Annotated in this window: 15 protein-coding genes and 3 pseudogenes; 8 read left to right on the top strand and 10 right to left on the bottom strand. The window is 73.5% G+C overall.

The window, feature by feature from the left end; translation table 11 throughout:
* The first annotated feature begins 4 nt into the window (after positions 1–4).
* Positions 5–1,333, top strand: a complete 1,329-nt coding sequence (locus Scani_RS15455; protein ID WP_159475318.1) for an aminotransferase-like domain-containing protein — start codon at positions 5–7, stop codon at positions 1,331–1,333.
* 36 nt (positions 1,334–1,369) lie between these two features.
* On the opposite strand, the gene Scani_RS15450 is transcribed toward Scani_RS15455, so the two are convergent.
* From Scani_RS15450 to Scani_RS15435, 4 genes and pseudogenes are all read right to left on the bottom strand, one after another.
* On the bottom strand, positions 1,370–1,669 hold the full coding sequence (locus Scani_RS15450; protein WP_159475315.1) for a hypothetical protein: 300 nt from the start codon (positions 1,667–1,669) through the stop codon (positions 1,370–1,372).
* A gap of 223 nt (positions 1,670–1,892) precedes the next feature.
* Positions 1,893–2,993 (bottom strand): glutathione S-transferase family protein, encoded by a 1,101-nt coding sequence (locus Scani_RS15445; RefSeq protein ID WP_159475312.1) that lies wholly within the window; start codon positions 2,991–2,993, stop codon positions 1,893–1,895.
* 75 nt (positions 2,994–3,068) lie between these two features.
* Entirely contained in the window at positions 3,069–4,040 is a 972-nt protein-coding gene (gene ligD / locus Scani_RS15440) for a non-homologous end-joining DNA ligase (RefSeq protein ID WP_159475309.1), read from the bottom strand.
* Between the two features lie 66 nt (positions 4,041–4,106).
* Positions 4,107–4,689 (bottom strand): annotated as a pseudogene (locus Scani_RS15435) (MMPL family transporter); the annotation flags it as partial.
* A gap of 293 nt (positions 4,690–4,982) precedes the next feature.
* On the opposite strand from Scani_RS15435, the gene Scani_RS15430 reads away from it, so the two are divergent.
* Positions 4,983–5,720 (top strand): SDR family NAD(P)-dependent oxidoreductase, encoded by a 738-nt coding sequence (locus tag Scani_RS15430; RefSeq protein WP_159475306.1) that lies wholly within the window; start codon positions 4,983–4,985, stop codon positions 5,718–5,720.
* A gap of 285 nt (positions 5,721–6,005) precedes the next feature.
* On the opposite strand, the gene Scani_RS15425 is transcribed toward Scani_RS15430, so the two are convergent.
* A complete protein-coding gene (locus Scani_RS15425; RefSeq protein ID WP_159475303.1) occupies positions 6,006–6,881 on the bottom strand; it encodes a polysaccharide deacetylase family protein in 876 nt (291 codons plus the stop codon).
* Between the two features lie 196 nt (positions 6,882–7,077).
* On the opposite strand from Scani_RS15425, the gene Scani_RS15420 reads away from it, so the two are divergent.
* From Scani_RS15420 to Scani_RS15405, 4 genes and pseudogenes are all read left to right on the top strand, one after another.
* Positions 7,078–9,006, top strand: coding sequence for an APC family permease (locus Scani_RS15420; protein ID WP_159475300.1), 1,929 nt, complete (start codon positions 7,078–7,080; stop codon positions 9,004–9,006).
* Positions 9,007–9,163: 157 nt separating this feature from the next.
* Positions 9,164–9,631, top strand: coding sequence for a carboxymuconolactone decarboxylase family protein (locus Scani_RS15415; protein WP_159475297.1), 468 nt, complete (start codon positions 9,164–9,166; stop codon positions 9,629–9,631).
* A gap of 200 nt (positions 9,632–9,831) precedes the next feature.
* Positions 9,832–9,930: pseudogene (locus tag Scani_RS15410) on the top strand (PadR family transcriptional regulator); the annotation flags it as partial.
* Positions 9,931–9,950: 20 nt separating this feature from the next.
* The gene (locus Scani_RS15405) at positions 9,951–10,163 is read left to right on the top strand and encodes an HAAS signaling domain-containing protein (RefSeq protein ID WP_159475294.1); all 213 of its coding nucleotides are present in this window, start codon (positions 9,951–9,953) and stop codon (positions 10,161–10,163) included.
* Here the strand turns inward: Scani_RS15405 and Scani_RS15400 are convergent.
* Positions 10,153–11,251, bottom strand: a pseudogene (locus Scani_RS15400) (calcium:cation antiporter). The gene Scani_RS15405 and the pseudogene Scani_RS15400 overlap by 11 nt on opposite strands.
* Before the next feature lie 147 nt (positions 11,252–11,398).
* On the bottom strand, positions 11,399–12,145 hold the full coding sequence (locus tag Scani_RS15395) for a hypothetical protein (protein WP_159475291.1): 747 nt from the start codon (positions 12,143–12,145) through the stop codon (positions 11,399–11,401).
* Positions 12,146–12,373: 228 nt separating this feature from the next.
* Between Scani_RS15395 and ggt the strand changes: the two genes are divergently transcribed.
* Both ggt and Scani_RS15385 read left to right on the top strand, forming a co-directional pair.
* Entirely contained in the window at positions 12,374–14,209 is a 1,836-nt protein-coding gene (gene ggt, locus Scani_RS15390; RefSeq protein ID WP_159475288.1) for a gamma-glutamyltransferase, read from the top strand.
* A gap of 191 nt (positions 14,210–14,400) precedes the next feature.
* A complete protein-coding gene (locus tag Scani_RS15385; protein ID WP_159475285.1) occupies positions 14,401–15,888 on the top strand; it encodes an amidase in 1,488 nt (495 codons plus the stop codon).
* A 3-nt stretch (positions 15,889–15,891) separates the two neighbouring features.
* Here the strand turns inward: Scani_RS15385 and Scani_RS15380 are convergent, their stop codons facing one another.
* The 3 genes from Scani_RS15380 to Scani_RS15370 all read right to left on the bottom strand — a co-directional run bounded on the left by Scani_RS15380 (position 15,892) and on the right by Scani_RS15370 (position 18,492).
* Positions 15,892–16,446 carry an isochorismatase family protein gene (locus tag Scani_RS15380; RefSeq protein ID WP_159475282.1) on the bottom strand — a complete coding sequence of 185 codons (555 nt, stop codon included), beginning with the start codon at positions 16,444–16,446 and terminating at the stop codon, positions 15,892–15,894.
* A 76-nt stretch (positions 16,447–16,522) separates the two neighbouring features.
* The gene (locus Scani_RS15375; RefSeq protein ID WP_246295811.1) at positions 16,523–18,064 is read right to left on the bottom strand and encodes an MFS transporter; all 1,542 of its coding nucleotides are present in this window, start codon (positions 18,062–18,064) and stop codon (positions 16,523–16,525) included.
* The gene (locus Scani_RS15370; RefSeq protein WP_159475279.1) at positions 18,061–18,492 is read right to left on the bottom strand and encodes a MarR family winged helix-turn-helix transcriptional regulator; all 432 of its coding nucleotides are present in this window, start codon (positions 18,490–18,492) and stop codon (positions 18,061–18,063) included. Before Scani_RS15370 ends, Scani_RS15375 begins: the two co-directional genes overlap by 4 nt.
* Positions 18,493–18,627: the final 135 nt, after the last annotated feature.

Below are 18,627 nucleotides of genomic sequence, written 5' to 3'. Positions count from 1 at the left end.
ACCGATGGACGACTATCGCGCGATCGCCGATGAACTCGCGGCCGACATCGCCGCCGGCCGGCTCCGCCCCGGTGACCGGCTGCTGCCGCTCCGCAGGTTCGCCCGGAACCGGCGCATCGCCAGTTCGACGGCGGCCCGGGTGTACCGGGAATTGAGCCGACGTGGGCTCACGGTGGGGGAGGTCGGCCGCGGCACTTTCGTCCGCACCGCCGCACCCGCTGCCGAGCCCGCCCTGGCCGAGCCGGGCGGGGCCCGGGTCGACCTGGAGATGAACTTCCCCGTCCTGCCGGACCACCCCGCGCTCCTCGCCAAGAGCCTGGAACATCTGATGCGCCCGGACGCCCTGGCCGCCGCGCTCCGCCCGGTGGGCGCCGTCGGTACGGACGCGGCCCGCCGGACCGCCGCCGCCCACCTCGCCCGCGCCGACTGGGCACCGGACTCCGGGCAGCTGCTCTTCGCGGGCAACGGGCGGCAGGCGATCGCCGCGGCGATCGCCGCCCTGGTCCCGGCCGGCGAGCGCCTCGGCGTCGAAGCGCTGACCTACCCCGTGGTGAAGGGCATCGCGACCCGCCTCGGCGTCACGCTCGTCCCCCTCGCCATGGACGAGCACGGGCTGACCCCCGAGGCGCTCCGGGCCGCCGCCCCGCTGCGCGCCGTCTACGTCCAGCCGGCCCTGCACAACCCGCTGGGCATCACGATGCCCAGCGGGCGCCGCACCGAACTCGCCGCGGTCCTGCGCGAGTTGGACATCCATGCCATCGAGGACGGCATCTACGGATTCCTCCGGAACGACCTGCCGCCGCTCGCGGCCCTCGCGCCGGAGCGCACCGTGGTCGTCGACAGCCTGTCCAAGCGGCTCGCGCCCGGACTCTCGCTGGGATTCCTCACGGTGCCCGCCGGCACCACCCAGGACTTCGCGACGGCCCTCAGGTCGGGGACCTGGGCGGCCGCCCGCTTCGCGCTCGACGCGGCCACCCGCTGGATGGGCGACGGCACCGCGGCGGCCATCGAGGAGGAGAAGCGCGGCGATGCCGCCGCGCGCCAGCGGATCGTCGCCGAGCGGCTCGCCGGCTTCCGGGTCCGGGCCGATCCGCAGGCGTACCACTGCTGGTGGGAACTGCCGGAGCCCTGGCGGGCCGACACCTTCGTGGCCGCCGCCGCCCGCCGCGGCATCGCGGTCACGCCGTCCGGGGCGTTCGCCGTCGGCTCGGGCCATGTTCCCAATGCCGTACGCCTGGCGCTCGCCTCGCCGTCCCTCGACGCGCTGGCCGCGGCGCTCGATGTCCTGGCCGGGCTGGCGCGGGGGGTGCCGGAGGACAGCGCGCCGGAGTGAGGGAGGGCGGCGCCGCGGTTCGGGTGCCGCTCCGCCTCAGGTGCCGCTCATCAGCTCCGAGAGTCCGGTGCGCAGCTCGTCCGCGTTCATCACCGGCTGCAGCGAGACCTTGGCGTTCAGGTCCAGGAAGAACGATTCGAGGAGGGTCGGCATCTGCGACGACTCCCTCATGTCGAAGTAGAAGAAGGCGGTGCGCTCGCCGTCGCCGAGGGTGAAGTAGGCCGCCTCCGGCCTCAGTGCGGCGTACGCCGACTCCAGGATCTTCGACAGCTCGCCGTTCTGGATCAGTTCATTGCCTGTCGGGGTGGGTATCCGGGCGGTCAGGACCATCCTCATCGGGCTCACTCCTCGCTGGAGTGTGTGGGTCGCGTGGGGCGGGTGGATCGCGTGGGTGGGTGGCGCGCGGCGGGGAGCCGTGGGCCCGCGGGCCCGGTGGGTGCGCGGGCGGCTCGGTCGCCGCGTTTGCCCTTGTGTGTCCCTGTCTGTTCTCAGGGTCTCATGCTCCGGGAGCCGGGGCCGGATGCGGCGGACCGGAGCCGGCCGCCGGCCGGGGCCCGCTTCAGAAACCGGTCGGCGCGGGCTCGGGGCGTCCGCTGGGCGGCACCTCTTCGGCCGTCGGTACCGGTCCGGGCGGGGTGCCGTCGCCGAACGGCCGTCCGCCCAACTCGTCGCGGTAGTGCGGCGTCAGCCAGCCGGAGAGGTCCGGTCCGAGGGGGACGATGCCGGTCGGGTTGATGCCCGTGTGCACCCGGTAGTAGTGCTGCTTGATGTGGTGGAAGTCGACGGTGTCGCCGAAGCCGGGGGTCTGGTAGAGGTCCTTGGCGTAGGCCCACAGCACCGGGTCCTCGGCCAGCTTGAACTGGTTGCACTTGAAGTGCCCGTGGTAGACGGCGTCGAAGCGGACCAGCGTGGTGAACAGCCGGATATCGGCCTCGGTGAGGGTGTCGCCCACGAGGTAGCGCCGGTCGGACAGCCGCACGGACAGCAGGTCCAGGCGCCGGAACAGATCGTGGAAGGCGGCCTCGTAGTCGCCCTGCCCGGTGGCGAACCCGGCCCGGTACACGCCGTTGTTGACGTCCCGGTAGACGCCCGCCATCACGACGTCGATCTCCTCGCGCAGCGGCTCGGGGTACAGATCGGGGGCGCCGGGCCGGTGCAGCGCCTGCCACTCGGTGGCGAAGTCCAGGGTGATCTGCTGGTAGTCGTTGGTGACGAGCTGCCCGCTGGGCACGTCGACGACGGCGGGGACGCTGACGCCGCCCGGGTAGTCCTTCTCACGGGCGTCATAGGCCTCGCTGAGGAAGTGGATGCCGAGGACGGGGTCGCGGCCGTCCGGCTCCAGGGTGAAGCGCCAGCTGCGGTCGTCCTGGATCGGGTCGGTGAGGGCCAGCGAGATCGCGTTCTCCAGGCCGAGCAGCCGTCGGGAGATGACGGCGCGGCTCGCCCAGGGGCAGGCGCGGCTGACCACCAGGCGGTAGCGGCCGGCCTCGACCGGCCAGCCGTCACGGCCGTCCGCCGTGATGCGGTCGGCGAAGTGGCTCTTGGAGCGCTTGAAGGGCTTCTTGCCGTATGCCGTGTTGCCGTCGGTGGTCGCGTGCGGTGTGTCGTCCGGTGCGCCGTCCGTCGTGCCGTCGGCGCCGTGGTCGGTGGGAGGGGGCATCACCGACTCCTTCCGTCGTCCGTTGCTGGAGGCCTCATGGCGAGCCTTCCCGGCGTGGCGCCGGTATGCCCCCGCTCAGCCGAGGTGGGTGAGGTCGGGGCGCAGCCGGTGCCAGATCGGATGCCGCAGCCGGCCGGCCGAGGTCCAGCCGCTGAGCATGATCTCGGCGACGAGCCGGGGCTCGGCCCAGTGCGCCTGCGGTACGTCCACGGGATTGACGAAGGGGGAGTGGTCGAGCGGGATCACTCCCAGGTACTGCGCCAGTTCCCGGCGCTCCCGGTCGGACAGCCCCGAGCCGACGGAGCCGACGTACCGCAGCCCCGCGGGTTCGGCGACCCCCGCCAGGACGGAACCCGGCAGTCCGGCCAGCCCGCCGTGGCCCTCGGTCCAGCCCCCGATGATCACGTCGAGGGTCAGCAGATGCTTCGTCTTGCGCCACTCGGGCGACCGGACGCCCGGCAGGTACGCGGAGGTCAGCCGCTTCGCCACCACACCTTCGAGACCGCCCTGCAGCGAGGCCTCCCAGGCCTGCTGCCCATGGCCCTCCACATACGCGGGCGCCGACCAGTTCGGGCCGCGCAGCCGCAGCCCGGCGAGCAGGCGGCGGCGCTCGTAGTAGGGCGAGCCGAGCAGCGATCCGTCCAGGTACATGAGGTCGAAGAGAACGAGGTGTACGGGGTACTCCATGGCCAGCCGGGCCGTGCGGCGCGGGTTCACCACGCCCATCCGGCGCTGCAGCAGCCCGAAGTCGGGCCGTCCGCGCGCGTCCAGCACCACCACCTCGCCGTCGAGCACCGCGGACCGGCCCCGCAGCTGTGCGCCCAGCGGCCCCAGTTCCGGATAGGTCGAGGTCGCGTCATTGCCCGCCCGGGTGACCAGCCGGATCGTTCCGTCACCGGGAGCGTTGACGATGCAGCGCGCACCGTCCCATTTGGCCTCGAACGCCCAGGCCGCCTCCTCGTGCGCGGCGGGCAGCGGGCCGACCGTGGCCAGCATCGGCCGGATCACGGGGTACGAGGCCGAGCCGGGCTCGGCGGACGGGGCCATATGTCGATGATCGTCGGATCCGGGGGCGCGCGCAGATCGGCCGCGGCCGGTGCGGCCGCGGGCCGGTCAGCCCGAGCCGGCCGTGGGGAGCTGTTCCTCGCCCTCGGTCCGCACATGCGGCAGGATCCGGTCCAGCCACCGCGGCGTCCACCAGGCCGCCCGGCCCAGCAGCGTCATCACCGCGGGGACCAGCAGCAGCCGGACCACGGTGGCATCGATCAGTACGCTCACGGCCAGGCCGAGGCCCAGCATCTTCACCACGGTGTTGTCGCTGATGAGGAACGCGGCGAACACGCTCACCATGATCAGCGCGGCACAGGTGATCACCCGGGCGGTGATCTCCAGCGCGTGCGCCACGCTCGCCTTCGTAGGCGCGCCGGTCGGTGAAGGACTTCGGGTCGGCGCCGTCGCCGATGTGGCCCAGCTGGATCGAGAAGTCCGGAAGGGCCGGCACGACGATGACGAGCACCCCGCCGGCCCGGTACCACCACGGGCGGCGCTCCACCCGCTGCGCGTAGCGGTGCCAGGTGCCGCGGGCTTCCTCGCCCGGTGCGGCGTCCGTCTCGGCGATCGGCCGGCGGACGCGGAGCCCGTCGATGCGGCGGCCGATCAGCCCGAGCAGCGCCGGTACGAGGGTGAGCGCGCCCAGCGGCCCGCCGTACTCCACCTGCACGCCCGCGGAGCGCAGCGGCCGCACCGCCGCGTCGACGCCGTGCAGGTGGTCCGGGCCGCCACCCGCCCGTACGGCCGTCGGGGCCGGACGCCGTCCGCTGACCACGCTTCCCGTCCGGCTCCTTACGATTCCTTGTGCACGTTCGTGGCCCGGCAAGAGGTAAGGATTGATCTGTTGATGAGCCATTCCTGGTCGTTCGCCGACTGGTTGCCGCCCCGTGGCGGTTCCGGCTGTGAGAGCCGTCCGCACGCCGGCGAGGAGGAGGCCCGATGAGCCGGGCGGTGCTGGTGACCGGGGCCTCGCGGGGCATCGGCCGCGCGGTCGCCGAGATCTTCGCCGCGCACGGGGACCGGGTCGCCCTGCATTACGCGTCGCGGCGGGCGGCGGCGCAGGAGGCGTTCGACGGGCTGGCGGGCAGCGGGCATGTGCTGGTGCAGGGGGATGTCAGCACGCCGGAAGGGGCGGCGGCGATCGTCGAGGCGGCCGTGGACGGGCTGGGCGGCGTCGATGTGCTCGTCAACAACGCGGCCGCGAACCGGGCGCATCCGCTGGACCGTACGTCGTTCGAGGACTGGCGCAGCGCCTGGCGGCAGATCGTGGACGTGAACCTGCTGGGGGCGGCGGACGTCACCTACCACGCCGCGCGGAGCATGATCGAGCGGGAGGTGGAGGGACGGATCGTCAACATCGGCTCGCGCGGGGCGTTCCGCGGTGAGCCGGACCACCCGGCCTACGGCGCGTCCAAGGCGGCGCTGCATGCGATGGGGCAGTCGCTGGCGGTCCATCTGGCGCCGTACGGCATCGGTGTGGCCTCCGTGGCCCCCGGATTCGTGGCCACCGAGCGGGTCGCGGACCGCCTCACGGAGGACGTCCGGGAGCAGAGCCCGTTCGGCCGGGTCGCTTCGCCACAGGAGGTGGCGTCCGCCGTCCATTACCTGGCCTCACCGGCGGCGGTCTGGACCTCGGGAACGGTGCTCGACGTCAACGGCGCCTCGCACCTGCGCTGAGCGGCGTCCGCGCCGATGCGTTCGGCCGGGGCAACGGGAAGCCCCGGCCGAACGGGGGAATTCGGCCGGGGCGGCTGTGGTGGCGCGGGTGGTGACGGCGGTGGCCTCATCGGCTGCCCTGCGGCGGCGGGCCGGCTTCCCCGGGGGGAGCGCCCTCGGACGCCGTCGTGCCGGCACCCGCTTCCAATTGAACGATAAACCATTGGGTGCGCTTCCGGAGCGCCGGGTGACCGCTCTCACCCGGCACCGGCCTCCTCGGCCGTCGCGGTCCCCTCACCTGCACGGTCAGGGCACAATACGGAGCGGCCGGTACCCCTCGTCCAGCAGCCGCGGCAGATACCACTCCAGCGCCTCGACGGTCTGCCACCGTTCGCCGCCGCCGTCGTGCGACAGGACGATCGCGCCGGGGTGCATCGCGTCCAGGACGGTGTACGCGATGGTCCCGGCCCCGGGGAGGGTCCAGTCCTGTGAGTCGACCGCCCAGCCGACGGGCGACATGCCCAGGTCGTTGCAGATGCTCAGCGCGGGGTCGTCCCACTCGCCGTACGGGGCGCGGGCCAGGTCGGGGGCGGTGCCGAGGATGTCCTCGATCAGGCTGCTGGTGCGGCCGAGTTCGCTGCGGACGGCGCCCGGCGGCAGCGCGGTGAGCTGCGGATGGGTCCAGGTGTGATTGCCGACGGCATGGCCCTCGTCGGCGATGTCGTAGAGCAGGCCCGGGAATTCGACGGCGTTCTCGCCGATGACGAAGAACGTGGCCCGGACCTCGTGGCGGCGCAGGATCCGCAGGATGTCGGGGGTGTAGAGGGGGTGCGGGCCGTCGTCGAAGGTGAGGAAGATCTCGCGGTGGTCGCCGGCGAGGTGGAAGGCGACCTCGGGGTGCGGCGGCGAGGCGCCCGGCCCCGAGCGGGAGGACTCGCCGGCCATCGGGCGCAGGCGGTACGGCTGCGGGGGGTGCGTCGCACCGGCGGGGCCGGCGGGCGGGGGAGGGCCGCCCGCCGTGTCGGGCGGTTCCGGCGGGCGGGGCCGGGCCCGCGGCGGCCCGCCGGGCTCCGGAGCGCCGCTGCCGGAGCCGAACAGGAGGCGGCCCGCGGAGAGCACGCCGACCACGACCGCGGCCTGCAGGAACCTCCGCCGCGTATTGGTGCGCTTATCGGATGCCATCCTCCACGTGCTCTCACGCGGTCCGCGGCGGAAACGGGAACGACACCGGAGCGGGCGGGTCCGGCACCCGATCGGCTCGCACCGGCGGGCCGTGCGGGGCCGCCGCCCGAGGAGGCCGGCGGCTCGCGGCGGCGATGTGCGGCGGCCCCGCGAGCCTCCCTCTGCCCCCGCGAGGCGGCCCATAGTTTGTCCGCCTATGAGTCAATTCTTCAGGCCGAAGCGGATGATGGTGGGCCGTCCGCTGGACAGTGCGCGGCTCGGTGAGACGCTGCTGCCGAAGCGACTGGCGCTACCGATCTTCTGCAGCGACCCGCTGTCCTCGGTCGCGTACGCCACCGAGGAGATCCTGCTGGTCGTCGGCCTCGGCGGGATCGCCCTGCTCCATCTGACCTGGTATGCCGCGGCCGCCATCGTGCTGGTGCTGGTGGTCGTGGTCGCGTCCTACCGGCAGACCTGTTACGCGTACCCCGGGGGCGGCGGGGCCTACCTCGTCAGCGCGCAGAACCTCGGGCGCAACGCGGCGCTCACCGCGGCCAGCGCGCTGCTCGTGGACTATGTGCTCACCGTCGCGGTCTCCGTGGTCTCCGGCGTCGCCGCGATCACCTCCGCGATTCCGGCGCTCGGCGGCCACGACATGGCGCTGTCCGTCGGGTTCGTGGCGCTGCTGGCGATGATGAACTTGCGCGGCGTACGGGAATCGGGTCGGGTCTTCGCCGTCCCCACCTACGGGTTCGTCTTCTTCATCTATCTGATGTTCGCGTTCGCGGCCGTGCGGATCGCCACCGGCGCGACGCCCCGCGCCGCATCCGCGGATCTCCCGCTGCACGCCGTCTCGTCCTACACGGGCCTGGCGCTCGTCCTGCTGGGTATGCGGGCCTTCGCGTCCGGCTGCACCGCGCTGACCGGTGTCGAGGCGATCAGCAACGGAGTGCCCGCCTTCCGCAGACCCAAGAGCCGCAACGCCGCCACCACACTGCTGATCATGGGGTTCTTCTCCGTCACCATGTTCGCCGGGATCACGGTCCTGGCGATGCTCTACGAGGTGCACGTCGCGGTGGAGCCCACCGAACTGGGGCTGCCGCCGGACACCCCGACCTCCACCGCGCTCGCCCAGATCGGCCGGGCCACCTTCGGCGACGTCACCGTGCTCTTCTATCTGCTGCAGGCGTTCACGGCCGGTGTGCTGATCCTCGCCGCCAACACCGCCTTCAACGGCTTCCCGATGCTGGCGTCGATCCTCGCCGAGGACGCCTATGTTCCCCGGCAACTGCGCAACCGGGGCGACCGGCTGGTCTTCTCCAACGGCATCATCCTGCTCGCGCTGGCCGCCATCGGGCTGATCGTCCTGTTCAAGGCGGAACTCACCCACCTCATCCAGCTCTACATCATCGGCGTCTTCGTCTCCTTCACGCTCTCCCAGACCGGCATGGTCCGGCACTGGCGGACCGCACTCGCCGCACCCGGACTGCCGGCCCGGGAACGGGTCCGGCGCCGGCGCTCGCAGGCGATCAACGCGGTCGGCGCGGTGCTCACCGGAGTGGTCCTGATCGTCGTTCTGATCACCAAGTTCACGCACGGCGCATGGATCGTGGTGATCGCCATGCCGCTGCTCTTCCTGGGCATGCGCGCGGTGCACCAGCACTACGAGCGGGTGGCGCGGGAACTGGCGATCACCCCCGGCGCACGGCCCTGGGAGCCGGCCGGGAACTCCGTACTGGTGCTGGTCAACGCGCTGAACGCACCCACGCTCAAGGCCCTCGGCTACGCCCGGGCGATGCGTCCCACCTCGCTGGACGCACTGATCGTGGCGGTCGAGCCCGGCGATGTGCGGGGGCTGCGCGAGCAGTGGGACGCGCACGACATCACTGTGCCGCTCCAGGTGCTCAGTTCGCCCTACCGGGACTTCACCCGGCCGGTGATCGACTACGTCCTGGACGTCTGTGCGCGGCATCCGGGCGGCGCCGTCACCGTCGTCATCCCCGAGTACATCGTCGGCCGCTGGTGGGAAGCGCCGCTGCACAACCAGAGTGCCCTGCGCCTCAAGGCCCGGCTGCTGTTCACACCGGGGGTGACCGTGGTCAACGTGCCCTACCGGCTTCCATCGGGCAGGGCGCGCGGCGGCTAGGGGGTGTCCGCCCGGGGCACCGGCCGGATCGGCAGAGGCCTTCCACGAGGGGGCGACGTGGCCAGGGGAGACGCACGTCACGTTCGTCCATGTCACATCCTGCCGAGCCGTTCAGTCCTAGGTGTGCCACCACAAGACAACGGCAGAGGAGCACACCATGGATGCCCGTTTGAACGTCCTCGGCGTTCCGAGCGCCCACAAGATCCTGAAGCACCTCATCGCGGCGGACAAGGAGGCGTCGGCGCTGCCGGCCACGACGCGGGAACTGGTGAAGATCCGCGCGAGCCAGATCAACGGCTGCGGCGGCTGCCTCGACATGCACACCAAGGACGCCGCGCAGGCCGGTGAGAGCGCGTTGCGCCTCAACCTGGTCGCGGCGTGGCGGGAGGCGACGGTCTTCACCGAGGCCGAGCGCGCCGCGCTGGAGCTGACGGAGCAGGGCACCCGTATCGCGGACGCGGCCGGCGGGGTCACGGACGAAGCCTGGGCGCGTGCCGCCGAGCACTACGACGAGGAGCAGCTCACTGCCCTGGTGTCCCAGATCGCCGTGATCAACGCCTTCAACCGGCTGAACGTCATCACCCGGCAGCCCGCCGGTGACTACCAGCCCGGGCAGTTCGGATAGCCGGGACCCGGGGGTACCGGCCACCTGAGCACCGGCTACCGGAGTTCCGGAGCGCCCGGCCGGGTCCGGGGCCGGTGCGGTGGGCTGTCCCGCCCCTGCGCCCCCCGTCGCGTCCCGCGAGGAAGCGAGCCGGCGGGGCGGCGGAGTGGCGCCGAGGGCCACTCCGTCTACTCATGTTCATGCCAGGTGCTATGCATTGCATGGAACCTGGTGAGGCGAGCGACCGCGCCGCGGGCAAGGCTGCGAGCCAACTCCGCAAGGGCGTGCTGGAGTACTGCGTGCTCGCCCTGATGCGCGAGGCATCTGGAGAGGCAGAGCGATGAAAACCACCAGCGCACAGAGCGCATCGGTCCGGCAGTACCTCGCGGCCGTCGCGCGCGAGCCGGCGGTCCTCCCCGCGGACCGCCGGCACGAGCTCGGCTCGGATCTCGCCGAGCACATCGAGACAGAGCTCGCCGAGCGGCCCGGCAGCGAGGCGGAGATCCTTCGCGAACTGGGCGACCCGCGCGTCCCGGCCCGCCCTACGGGCTGACCGCCAGCACGATGTACGCGGCCAGCAGGGCCAGATGGACGCCGCCCTGCAGCGGGGTGGCGCGGCCCGGGATCACCGTCAGGGTGCCGACGATCACGGTCAGCGCGAGCAGCACCATATGGCTGGCGCCCAGGCCCAGGACCAGGGGGACCGGCAGCCAGACGGTGGCCAGCGCGACGGCCGGGATGGTCAGGCCGATGCTGGCCACGCCGAGCCGAGGGCCAGGTTCAGGCTCGTCTGCACCCGGTCGCGCTGCGCCGCACGGGTCGCCGCGAGGGTCTCCGGCAGCAGGACCAGCAGCGCGATGGCGATGCCCACCACGGACGACGGCAGACCGGCCGCGACCACGCCGGACTCGATGGCCGGGGACACCGTCTTGGCCAGGCCGACCACCGCGACCAGGGCCAGGCCCAGCAGTCCGAGGCTGGTCAGCGCGGCCCGCTGTGAGGGCGGTTCCGCATGATCCGCGCCGTGGATCACCTCGCCGGACGTGGTCACCGGCAGGAAGTAGTCCCGGTGCCGGAACGTCTGGGTGGCCACGAACAGGCCGTAGAGGACCAGCGCGGCCGGCGCGGCGAAGATCAGCTGCGGGGTGGAGAACCGCGGCCCCGGCGTGCTGGTGGTGAACGTCGGCAGGACCAGGCTCAGGCCCGCCACCGTGGTGACCGTCGCCAGTGCCGCGCCGGTGCCCTCGGCGTTGAAGACGGCGACCTTGCGCCGGAGCGAGCCGATCAGCAAGGACAGCCCCATGATGCCGTTACAGGTGATCATCACCGCCGCGAAGACGGTGTCCCGGGCCAGGGGGCGCTCTTGGTGCCGCCGTCGGCCATCAGCGCGACGATCAGCGCCACTTCGATGACGGTCACCGCGACCGCCAGCACCAGTGACCCGAACGGCTCACCCACCCGGTGCGCGATCACCTCCGCATGGTGCACCGCGGCCAGCACCGACCCGGCCAGAACGCACGACACCAGCACCACCAGGGCGACCGGCAGCGAGCGTCCCCACGCCAGGACCAGCACCACCACCGCCAGGACCGGCAGCACGCCGGTCCAGTGCAGGACGGGTGAGCGGAGGCCGGCGATCATGCCTTCGAGCTTGGCGGAACGGCGGGGCGGCCGCCCGTCGGTGCGGGGGAGGAGGGGGCGGGCGGCCGGACGGACGGGCGGACGGGTGATCGGCCCGCCGGTCACCGGGCCGTCGGCCCCGGGCCATCCGTGACCGGCCCGCCGGCCTCAGGCCGCCGCCCGGTGCCCCTTCGGCTCCGCGGCCGTGAGCGCGGCCTTGGTGACATCGGCGACCAGCTCGACGACATCGGGCCCGTACGCCTGCGAGTTGACCACCTTCAGCAGCAGACAGAACTGGCCGTCGGTGCCGTGCTTACGGGCCAGCCGGGCCCGGTTGCGGACCAGATGGCGGACCGCGGCCCGGTGGGTGACCGGGCGCTGGCCGGCCGCCAGGAACACCGGGCGGTCGCCGCCCTCGCCGGCGGTCAGCCGGGCCAGCAGGACGTATTCGACCGCGCCGGGCTCCATCCGGTACGCGGAGCCGCCGATCGTGAAGGTGCCGCGGCCCGCGCCGGACTCGTCGCCCGGGTGCACCGCGACGCCCGGCAGCAGATTGGCCAGATGGGCCGCCAGCCGCCGGTGCGCGGTCGGGTCGCCGACGCAGAACTCGGTACGCGCCCCGAATCCCTGCAGGCCGGTGTCGTGCGGGGCGACCTCGGGGTGCGCACCACAGTTCTCGATCACCGCGGCCAGCCCCAGCAGCGCCAGCGCGTCATGACGGGGGATGCTCCAGTGGGCCGAGGAGCTGTCCCGGTGGGTGACCAGCACGCACTCCGAACCCTCCGGCAGCCCGAAGAAGCCCTGTTCGCGGGTCAGCTTCCGGCGGACCGTCGCCGATTGCACGGCCCAGCCGGCCGCCAGGCCCACGATCAGGGCCACGGCCGCCGAGGTCAGGAGCAGCAGGGTGTCGTCCATGGCCGGGGAGCGTAGCGGCTCGCCGGGTGGGTGTTCGAGGGCGGGGCGGGTCTCCGGGGAGGCTTGTCCCGGTCCGTACCGGCCTACCGGATCCGTACGGAAAAAGGCAGCTGATCCCCGCCGTCGCGAGGCGGCAGCAGGCGAAATGCCCTCTGTCCGCGCGCTGTTGGGCCGAGTAGGCTCCGGCCCCTGCCGCCCCTCGCGCACGCTCTTGGAGGAATATCCGGTATGAGCAGAGCCCGACGCCTCACCGTCCTGGGAGCGGCCACCGCGCTGGCCGGCTCCCTGGTGGCGGTCCCGGCCGCCGCCGGGACCGCCGCGCCCGCCCGGCCGGCCACCGCGGCCCAGGACAGCGCCACCCCCGCCACACCGGAGAAGACGCCGGTCGCCGTCGGCTCCGGCGGGGCCGTCTCCAGCGTCGACGCGGATGCCTCGGCCGCCGGCATCGCGGTGCTGAAGCAGGGCGGCAACGCCGTGGACGCGGCGGTCGCCACCGCCGCCGCCCTCGGCGTCACCGAGCCCTACTCCGCGGGCATCGGTGGCGGCGGCTACTTCGTCTCCTACGACGCCAGGTCCCGCACCGTCCGCACCCTCGACGGCCGGGAGACCGCCCCGCGCTCCGCCGGCCGGGACCTCTTCCTGGAGAACGGCGCCCCGATCCCGTTCGCCGACGCCGTCACCAGCGGCCTGAGCATCGGCACCCCGGGCACCCCCGCCACCTGGGACGCCGCCCTGCGCAAGTGGGGCAGCCGGTCCCTGGGCCAGGTGCTGCGGCCCGCACAGAAGCTGGCCCAGGGCGGCTTCACGGTCGACCCGACCTTCCGTCAGCAGACCGCGGACAACGAGGCCCGCTTCCGGGACTTCCCGGCGACCGCCGGCCTCTTCCTGCCCGGCGGCAAGCTGCCGGTGGTCGGCTCGACGATGAAGAACCCCGATCTGGCCCGTACGTACGGGGAGTTGGCGACGAAGGGGGTCGGGGCGCTCTACGACGGCGCACTGGGCCGGGACATCGTCCGCACCGTCCAGAAGCCGCCGGTGCGCACCGGCGCCACCCGCAAGGTGCGGCCCGGCAAGCTGACCGCGGACGACCTGCGGGCCTACCGGGCCCTCGGCCAGGCGCCGACCCGCACCCGCTACCGCGGCCTCGACGTCTACGGCATCGCGCCGTCGTCCTCCGGCGGCACCAGCGTCGCCGAGGCGCTCAACATCCTGGAGAAGAGCGATGTCTCCCGGCTGAGCGAGAAGCAGTACCTCCACCGGTACCTGGAGGCGAGCCGGATCGCCTTCGCCGACCGCGGACGCTGGGTCGGCGACCCGGCTCAGGAGGACGTACCGACGAAGGGCCTCACCTCCCAGCGCTTCGCCGACTCCCGCGCCTGCCTCATCCACGACGACAAGGCGCTGACCAGCCCGCTCGCGCCGGGCGACCCGCGCCATCCGAAGCGCTGCGCGGCCGGCGACAAGGCCGCCCCGACGACGTACGAGGGGGAGAACACCACCCATCTGACCGTCGCCGACAAGTGGGGCAACGTCGTCGCCTACACCCTGACCATCGAGCAGACCGGCGGCAGCGGCATCGTCGTCCCGCACCGGGGCTTCCTGCTCAACAACGAGCTCACGGACTTCTCCTTCGCGCCCGCCGACCCGGCCGTGCGCGACCCCAACCTCCCGGGTCCCGGCAAGCGGCCGCGCTCGTCCATCTCGCCGACGATCGTGCTGCGCCACGGCCGGCCGGTGGTGGCGCTCGGCTCGCCGGGCGGCGCGACCATCATCACGACCGTGCTGCAGACCCTGGTCAACCACTTCGATCGCGGGATGCCGCTGGTCGACGCCATCGCCGCCCCGCGCGCCAGCCAGCGCAACGCGGCGACGACCGAACTCGAACCCGGCCTGTGGAACAGCCCGGTCCGCCGGCAACTCGAGGCGATCGGACATGCGTTCAAGCAGAACCCGGAGATCGGGGCGGCGACCGGGGTCCAGCGGCTGCCGGACGGCCGCTGGCTGGCCGCCGCCGAGAAGGTACGGCGCGGCGGCGGCTCGGCGATGGTCGTCCACCGGTCGTAACGGGCATCCCCGGCCGCCGCGCCCCTGGTTCGCGCGCCGGCGTCACCTCGCCGCGACACGGCGGGCCGCTGTGTGCCGTCCGTGTGTCGTCGATGTGGCGCACCGCGCGGCATCATTGATGGTCCTCGCCATGACGATTAGCCTCCTGGGACCGTTCGTTCGAATGAGCGGTTCCAGGGAGGGCACGCAGCGTGAGCGTTGACGAGAGCCAGGACAGCGGGACCGGCCCGGCCCCGGCCGGGCACACCGGTGCCCCGGCCGGGGAGTGGGAAGGCCTCGCCGAGCAGGCACGGGCGCTGGCCGAGGGGCGGGTGACCTCGACCGCGCTGGTACGGCGGTCGCTGGAGCGCATCGAGGCCAGCCAGGGCAGCGTCAACGCCTTCCGCCGGGTACGGCCCGAGGCGGCGCTGGCGGAGGCCGCCCAGGCCGACCGCAGGCTGGCGGCCGGCGAGCGGCTGCCGCTGCTCGGGGTGCCGGTCGCCGTCAAGGACGACACCGATGTGGCGGGTGAGCCCACCGCGTTCGGCTGCGCCGGCGAATTCCCGCCCAAGGAGCGCGATGCCGAGGTCGTCCGGCGGCTGCGCGCGGCCGGCGCGATCATCGTCGGCAAGACCAACGCCTGCGAACTGGGGCAGTGGCCGTTCACCGAGGGCCCGGCCTTCGGCAACACCTGCAACCCCTGGAGCCTCGCCCACACCCCGGGCGGCTCGTCCGGCGGCTCGGCCGCCGCGGTCGCGGCCGGACTGGTGCCCGCGGCGCTCGGCACCGACGGCGCCGGTTCGGTGCGGATCCCCGCCGCCTGGTCCCATCTGGTCGGCATCAAGCCCCAGCGCGGCCGCATCTCCACCTGGCCGGACCCGGAGGCCTTCCAGGGGATCACCGGTATCGGACCGCTGGCCCGTACGGTCGAGGACGCGGCGCTGCTGCTGGACGTGGCCAGCGGCAACCACGACGGCGATCTGCACCGGCCGCCCGCCATCGCGGCGCGCGAGGCGGCCGGCCGCGACCCGGGCCGGCTGCGGATCGCGCTGTCGTGGAAGGCCGCCTTCACCTTCACCCCCAAGCCGCTGCACCCCGACGTCCGGGCCGCGGTCACGGAGGTGGCCCGCACCCTGGCCCGGCTGGGGCACTTCGTCGAGGAGGCGGAACCGGACTACGGGCTGGTCGGCCTGGCCTTCGTCCCGCGCGCCACGGCCGGGGTGGGGGAGTGGGCCGACCGGGTCCCCGACCGCTCCCTGCTGGACCGCCGTACGCGGGAGGCGGCGCGGATGGGCCGGCTGCTGGGCGGGCCCGTACTGCGCCGGGCGCGCGCCGTCGAGCGGCGTCAACAGCGCAGGATCGGCGCGCTGTTCGGCCCCTATGACGTCCTGCTGACGCCGACCACGGCCACCCCGCCCCCGCGGATCGGCACCCTGGCCAAGCTCAGCGGCTGGCGTACGGATCAGGCCATGATCGCTGCCTGCCCGTACGCCTGGCCGTGGAACGTCCTCGGCTGGCCGGGGGTGAGCGTCCCGGCCGGCTTCAGCGGCGACGGCCTGCCGCTGGGCGCCCAGCTGCTCGGCCCGGCCCATGGCGAACCGCGGCTGATCTCGCTTGCCGCCCAGCTCCAGGACGATCTGCGCTGGCACGAGCGGCGTCCGGCCGGGCATCCGGCGCCGCCACAGGGCGTACCGCGCTGAGCCTCAGCCGAGGAGTCCGAGGATCTCCGCGGTCGTGCCGGTCTCGCCCAGCCGCGGGAAGATCTTCTCCAGGCTGTTGCGGTGCGCGTCGGCGTCCAGGTCGGTCATCGCGTCGGTGGCGAGCGTGACGTGGTAGCCGTGTTCGTGCGCGGCACGGGCGGTGGACTCCACTCCGATGCTGGTGGCGATGCCGGCGAGGACGATCTGGGTCACCCCGCGACGGCGCAGCTCCAGATCCAGGTCGGTGCCGTGGAAGGCGCCCCACTGCTGCTTGGTGACGAGGATGTCGCCGGGCTGCCGGTCGAGCTCGGGCACCAGCTCGGCCCAGTCGGCGGGCGGGCTGCCCGCGGGCCGCGGGGCCTGGGTACGGCCCGGGGCGTCGCCCGTGACGTTCACCAGGACGACCGGCAGCCCGCGCGCACGGAACGCGGCGGCCAGCCGCGTGCCCTGCTCGATGACCTCGGCGGAGGGCAGCGGGGCGACGGGCAGACCGGCGATGCCCTTCTGCAGGTCGATCAGTACCAGGGCGGTCGTGGCATCGAGGGTGGTGGCGGGCACGGGTGCTCCTTGTGTGGTGACGGGTGGTGGAGGTGTTGCGGGTGTGACCGTTGTGGCCGTGGGTCGGTGGCCGGTTTCATTCGCCGGCCCCGGTGGCGCCGGGCCGCAGGCCGCGGTCGGCGAGGGTCAGGAGGAGCAGCAGCAGGCCGAGCACGATGCCGATCAGCGCGATCTCGTGCAGCCCGGAGTCCGTGGCGCGTTGCCCGTAGAGCAGCCCGATGAGGCCGGACGCGGTGATCGCTCCGAGGTACTGGGCGGTGCGCTGGAGCCCGGCGGCCGCGCCCACGCCGTCGGCCGGGGCCTGGGCGTAGACGGCGGCCTGGTTCCCGGTCGACGCCAGGCCCTGCGGGATGCCGAAGAGCGCTCCGGCACACAGCAGCGCGATCAGCGGGCCGCTGCCGTGCAGCAGGAGGAAGACCCCGCTGCCCAGGGCGAGACACACCGCGGCGAGGGTCAGCGGAGCGCGGATGCCCTTCGTCCGGGCGCCCACGATCGAGCAGACCGCGGCCGCCAGCGACATCGGCAGCAGGATCAGCCCGGCCTGGAAGGACGAGGCGCCGTACGCCTGCTCCAGCCACTGGCTGAAGCCGTAGAGCACGCAGTAGATGACGAGATAGGCCAGACCCTGGCGGAGGTAGGTGCGCACCAGTGCGCCATGGCGGGCGAGCATCCGCAGGTCGATGAAGGGCGCCGGATGGCGCAGCTGCCACCACACCAGGACGCCCGCGAGCACCCCGGCCGGGGCGAGCAGCAGCCACCGCGGGTCCTCCAGGCGCAGCAGGAAGACCATGGCGCAGGTGAGCGCCGCGGCGAACAGGGCGATGCCCAGCGGGTCGAGGGAGCCCGAGGATCCCGCGCGCCCCGGCCCGGCGTCCTTGCGGTCGGCCGGGAGCCAGGCGAGGGCGCCGAGCAGGGCGAGCAGCGCGAGCGGGACGTTGACCGCGAACACCGCGCGCCAGCCCGCGGTCGCGGCGAGCAGCCCGCCGAGCGTGGGGCCGACGGCGGCGCTGCCGAGTGCGGCGAGCGAGAGCCGTCCGAGCACGTACCGGGGCGTCGGACGGCCGGTCCGCCGTGACTCGGCGCGCAGCACCGCCATCGCGGCGGGGTAGGCGGCGGCGGTGCCGATGCCGAGCACGATCCGGGAGACGATCAGCACCGCGAAGGTGGGCGCGAGCGTCCCGATGACGCCCGCGGCGCAGACGGTCAGCGAGCCGGCGACGAAGACCCGGCGAGGCCCGACGCGGTCCGCGAGCCGCCCCATCGACGGCTGGCCCACCGCGCTGGCGAGGTACATCGCGGAGATCAGCCAGGCGGTGTCGGCGGCCCCGACGTGGAAGTCCCGGCCGATCGCCACCAGCGCGGTGGCGATCATGGTCGAGTTGACGGGGTTCAGCACCGAGCCGAGCAGCAGGGGCGCCATCAGCCGGGCGCCGAAGGCGCGGCCGGAGCCGGTGTCCGCGCCGGAGCCGGTGGCCGTGCTGATGCCGGTGCCCGCGCCGCGGGCGTTGGCCGTGCCGGTGGCGGCGGGCTCATCCGTGTCCCGCGGGGCGGCGACGGCCGCCGCACCCGTGGCCGCCTCCGGTGTGCCGCCCCGCCCGGCGGCGGAAGGGCCGTTCATTGCGGCATCAGCCGCCGTATCAGCTCGGTGGCCGTCTCCAGGGTCCGCTGCTCCTCCGGGGTCAGCCGGTCGGCGATGGCCTGGGCCAGCCAGTTGTGCTTGGCCTGCCGTACGACGGTGAGTATCCGGCGGCCCTCCTCGGTGAGCGAGAAGACCACCTGCCGGCCGTCCGTCGGATGCGGGCTGCGGGCGAGGACGCCGCGCTCCTCCAGGGCCCCGACGGTCAGCCGCATCGACTGCGGGCGGACCAGCTCGGCGCGGGCCAGGGCGGCGATGGTGGCGCTGCCGTCGGTCGCGATCCGGCTGATCACCGCGCGCTGGGTCGGGGTGAGCTCCCCGTGCGGCGAGGCGGCGCGCAGATGGCGCATCAGCAGGGAGACGGTGGTGCCCAGCTCCGTCGCCAGGCGTTCCTGGCCCTTTTCCGGCATATCTCCAGCGTAAATATCGACAGGCAAACTTGCAAGTTTGCCTGTCGATCTCGTGGACGCGCCACGGAGAGATGGTCTTGCCACGCCGCATGGCGGGGCTTACGGTCGCCTCCACACGCGTAGATCCCGCGCGGG

Origin of the sequence: Streptomyces caniferus, assembly GCF_009811555.1 — a bacterium.
In the GTDB taxonomy this organism is placed as follows: domain Bacteria; phylum Actinomycetota; class Actinomycetes; order Streptomycetales; family Streptomycetaceae; genus Streptomyces; species Streptomyces caniferus.
The sequence above is the reverse complement of the archived record's forward strand: the minus strand, read 5'-3'. Positions and strand labels throughout refer to the sequence as shown.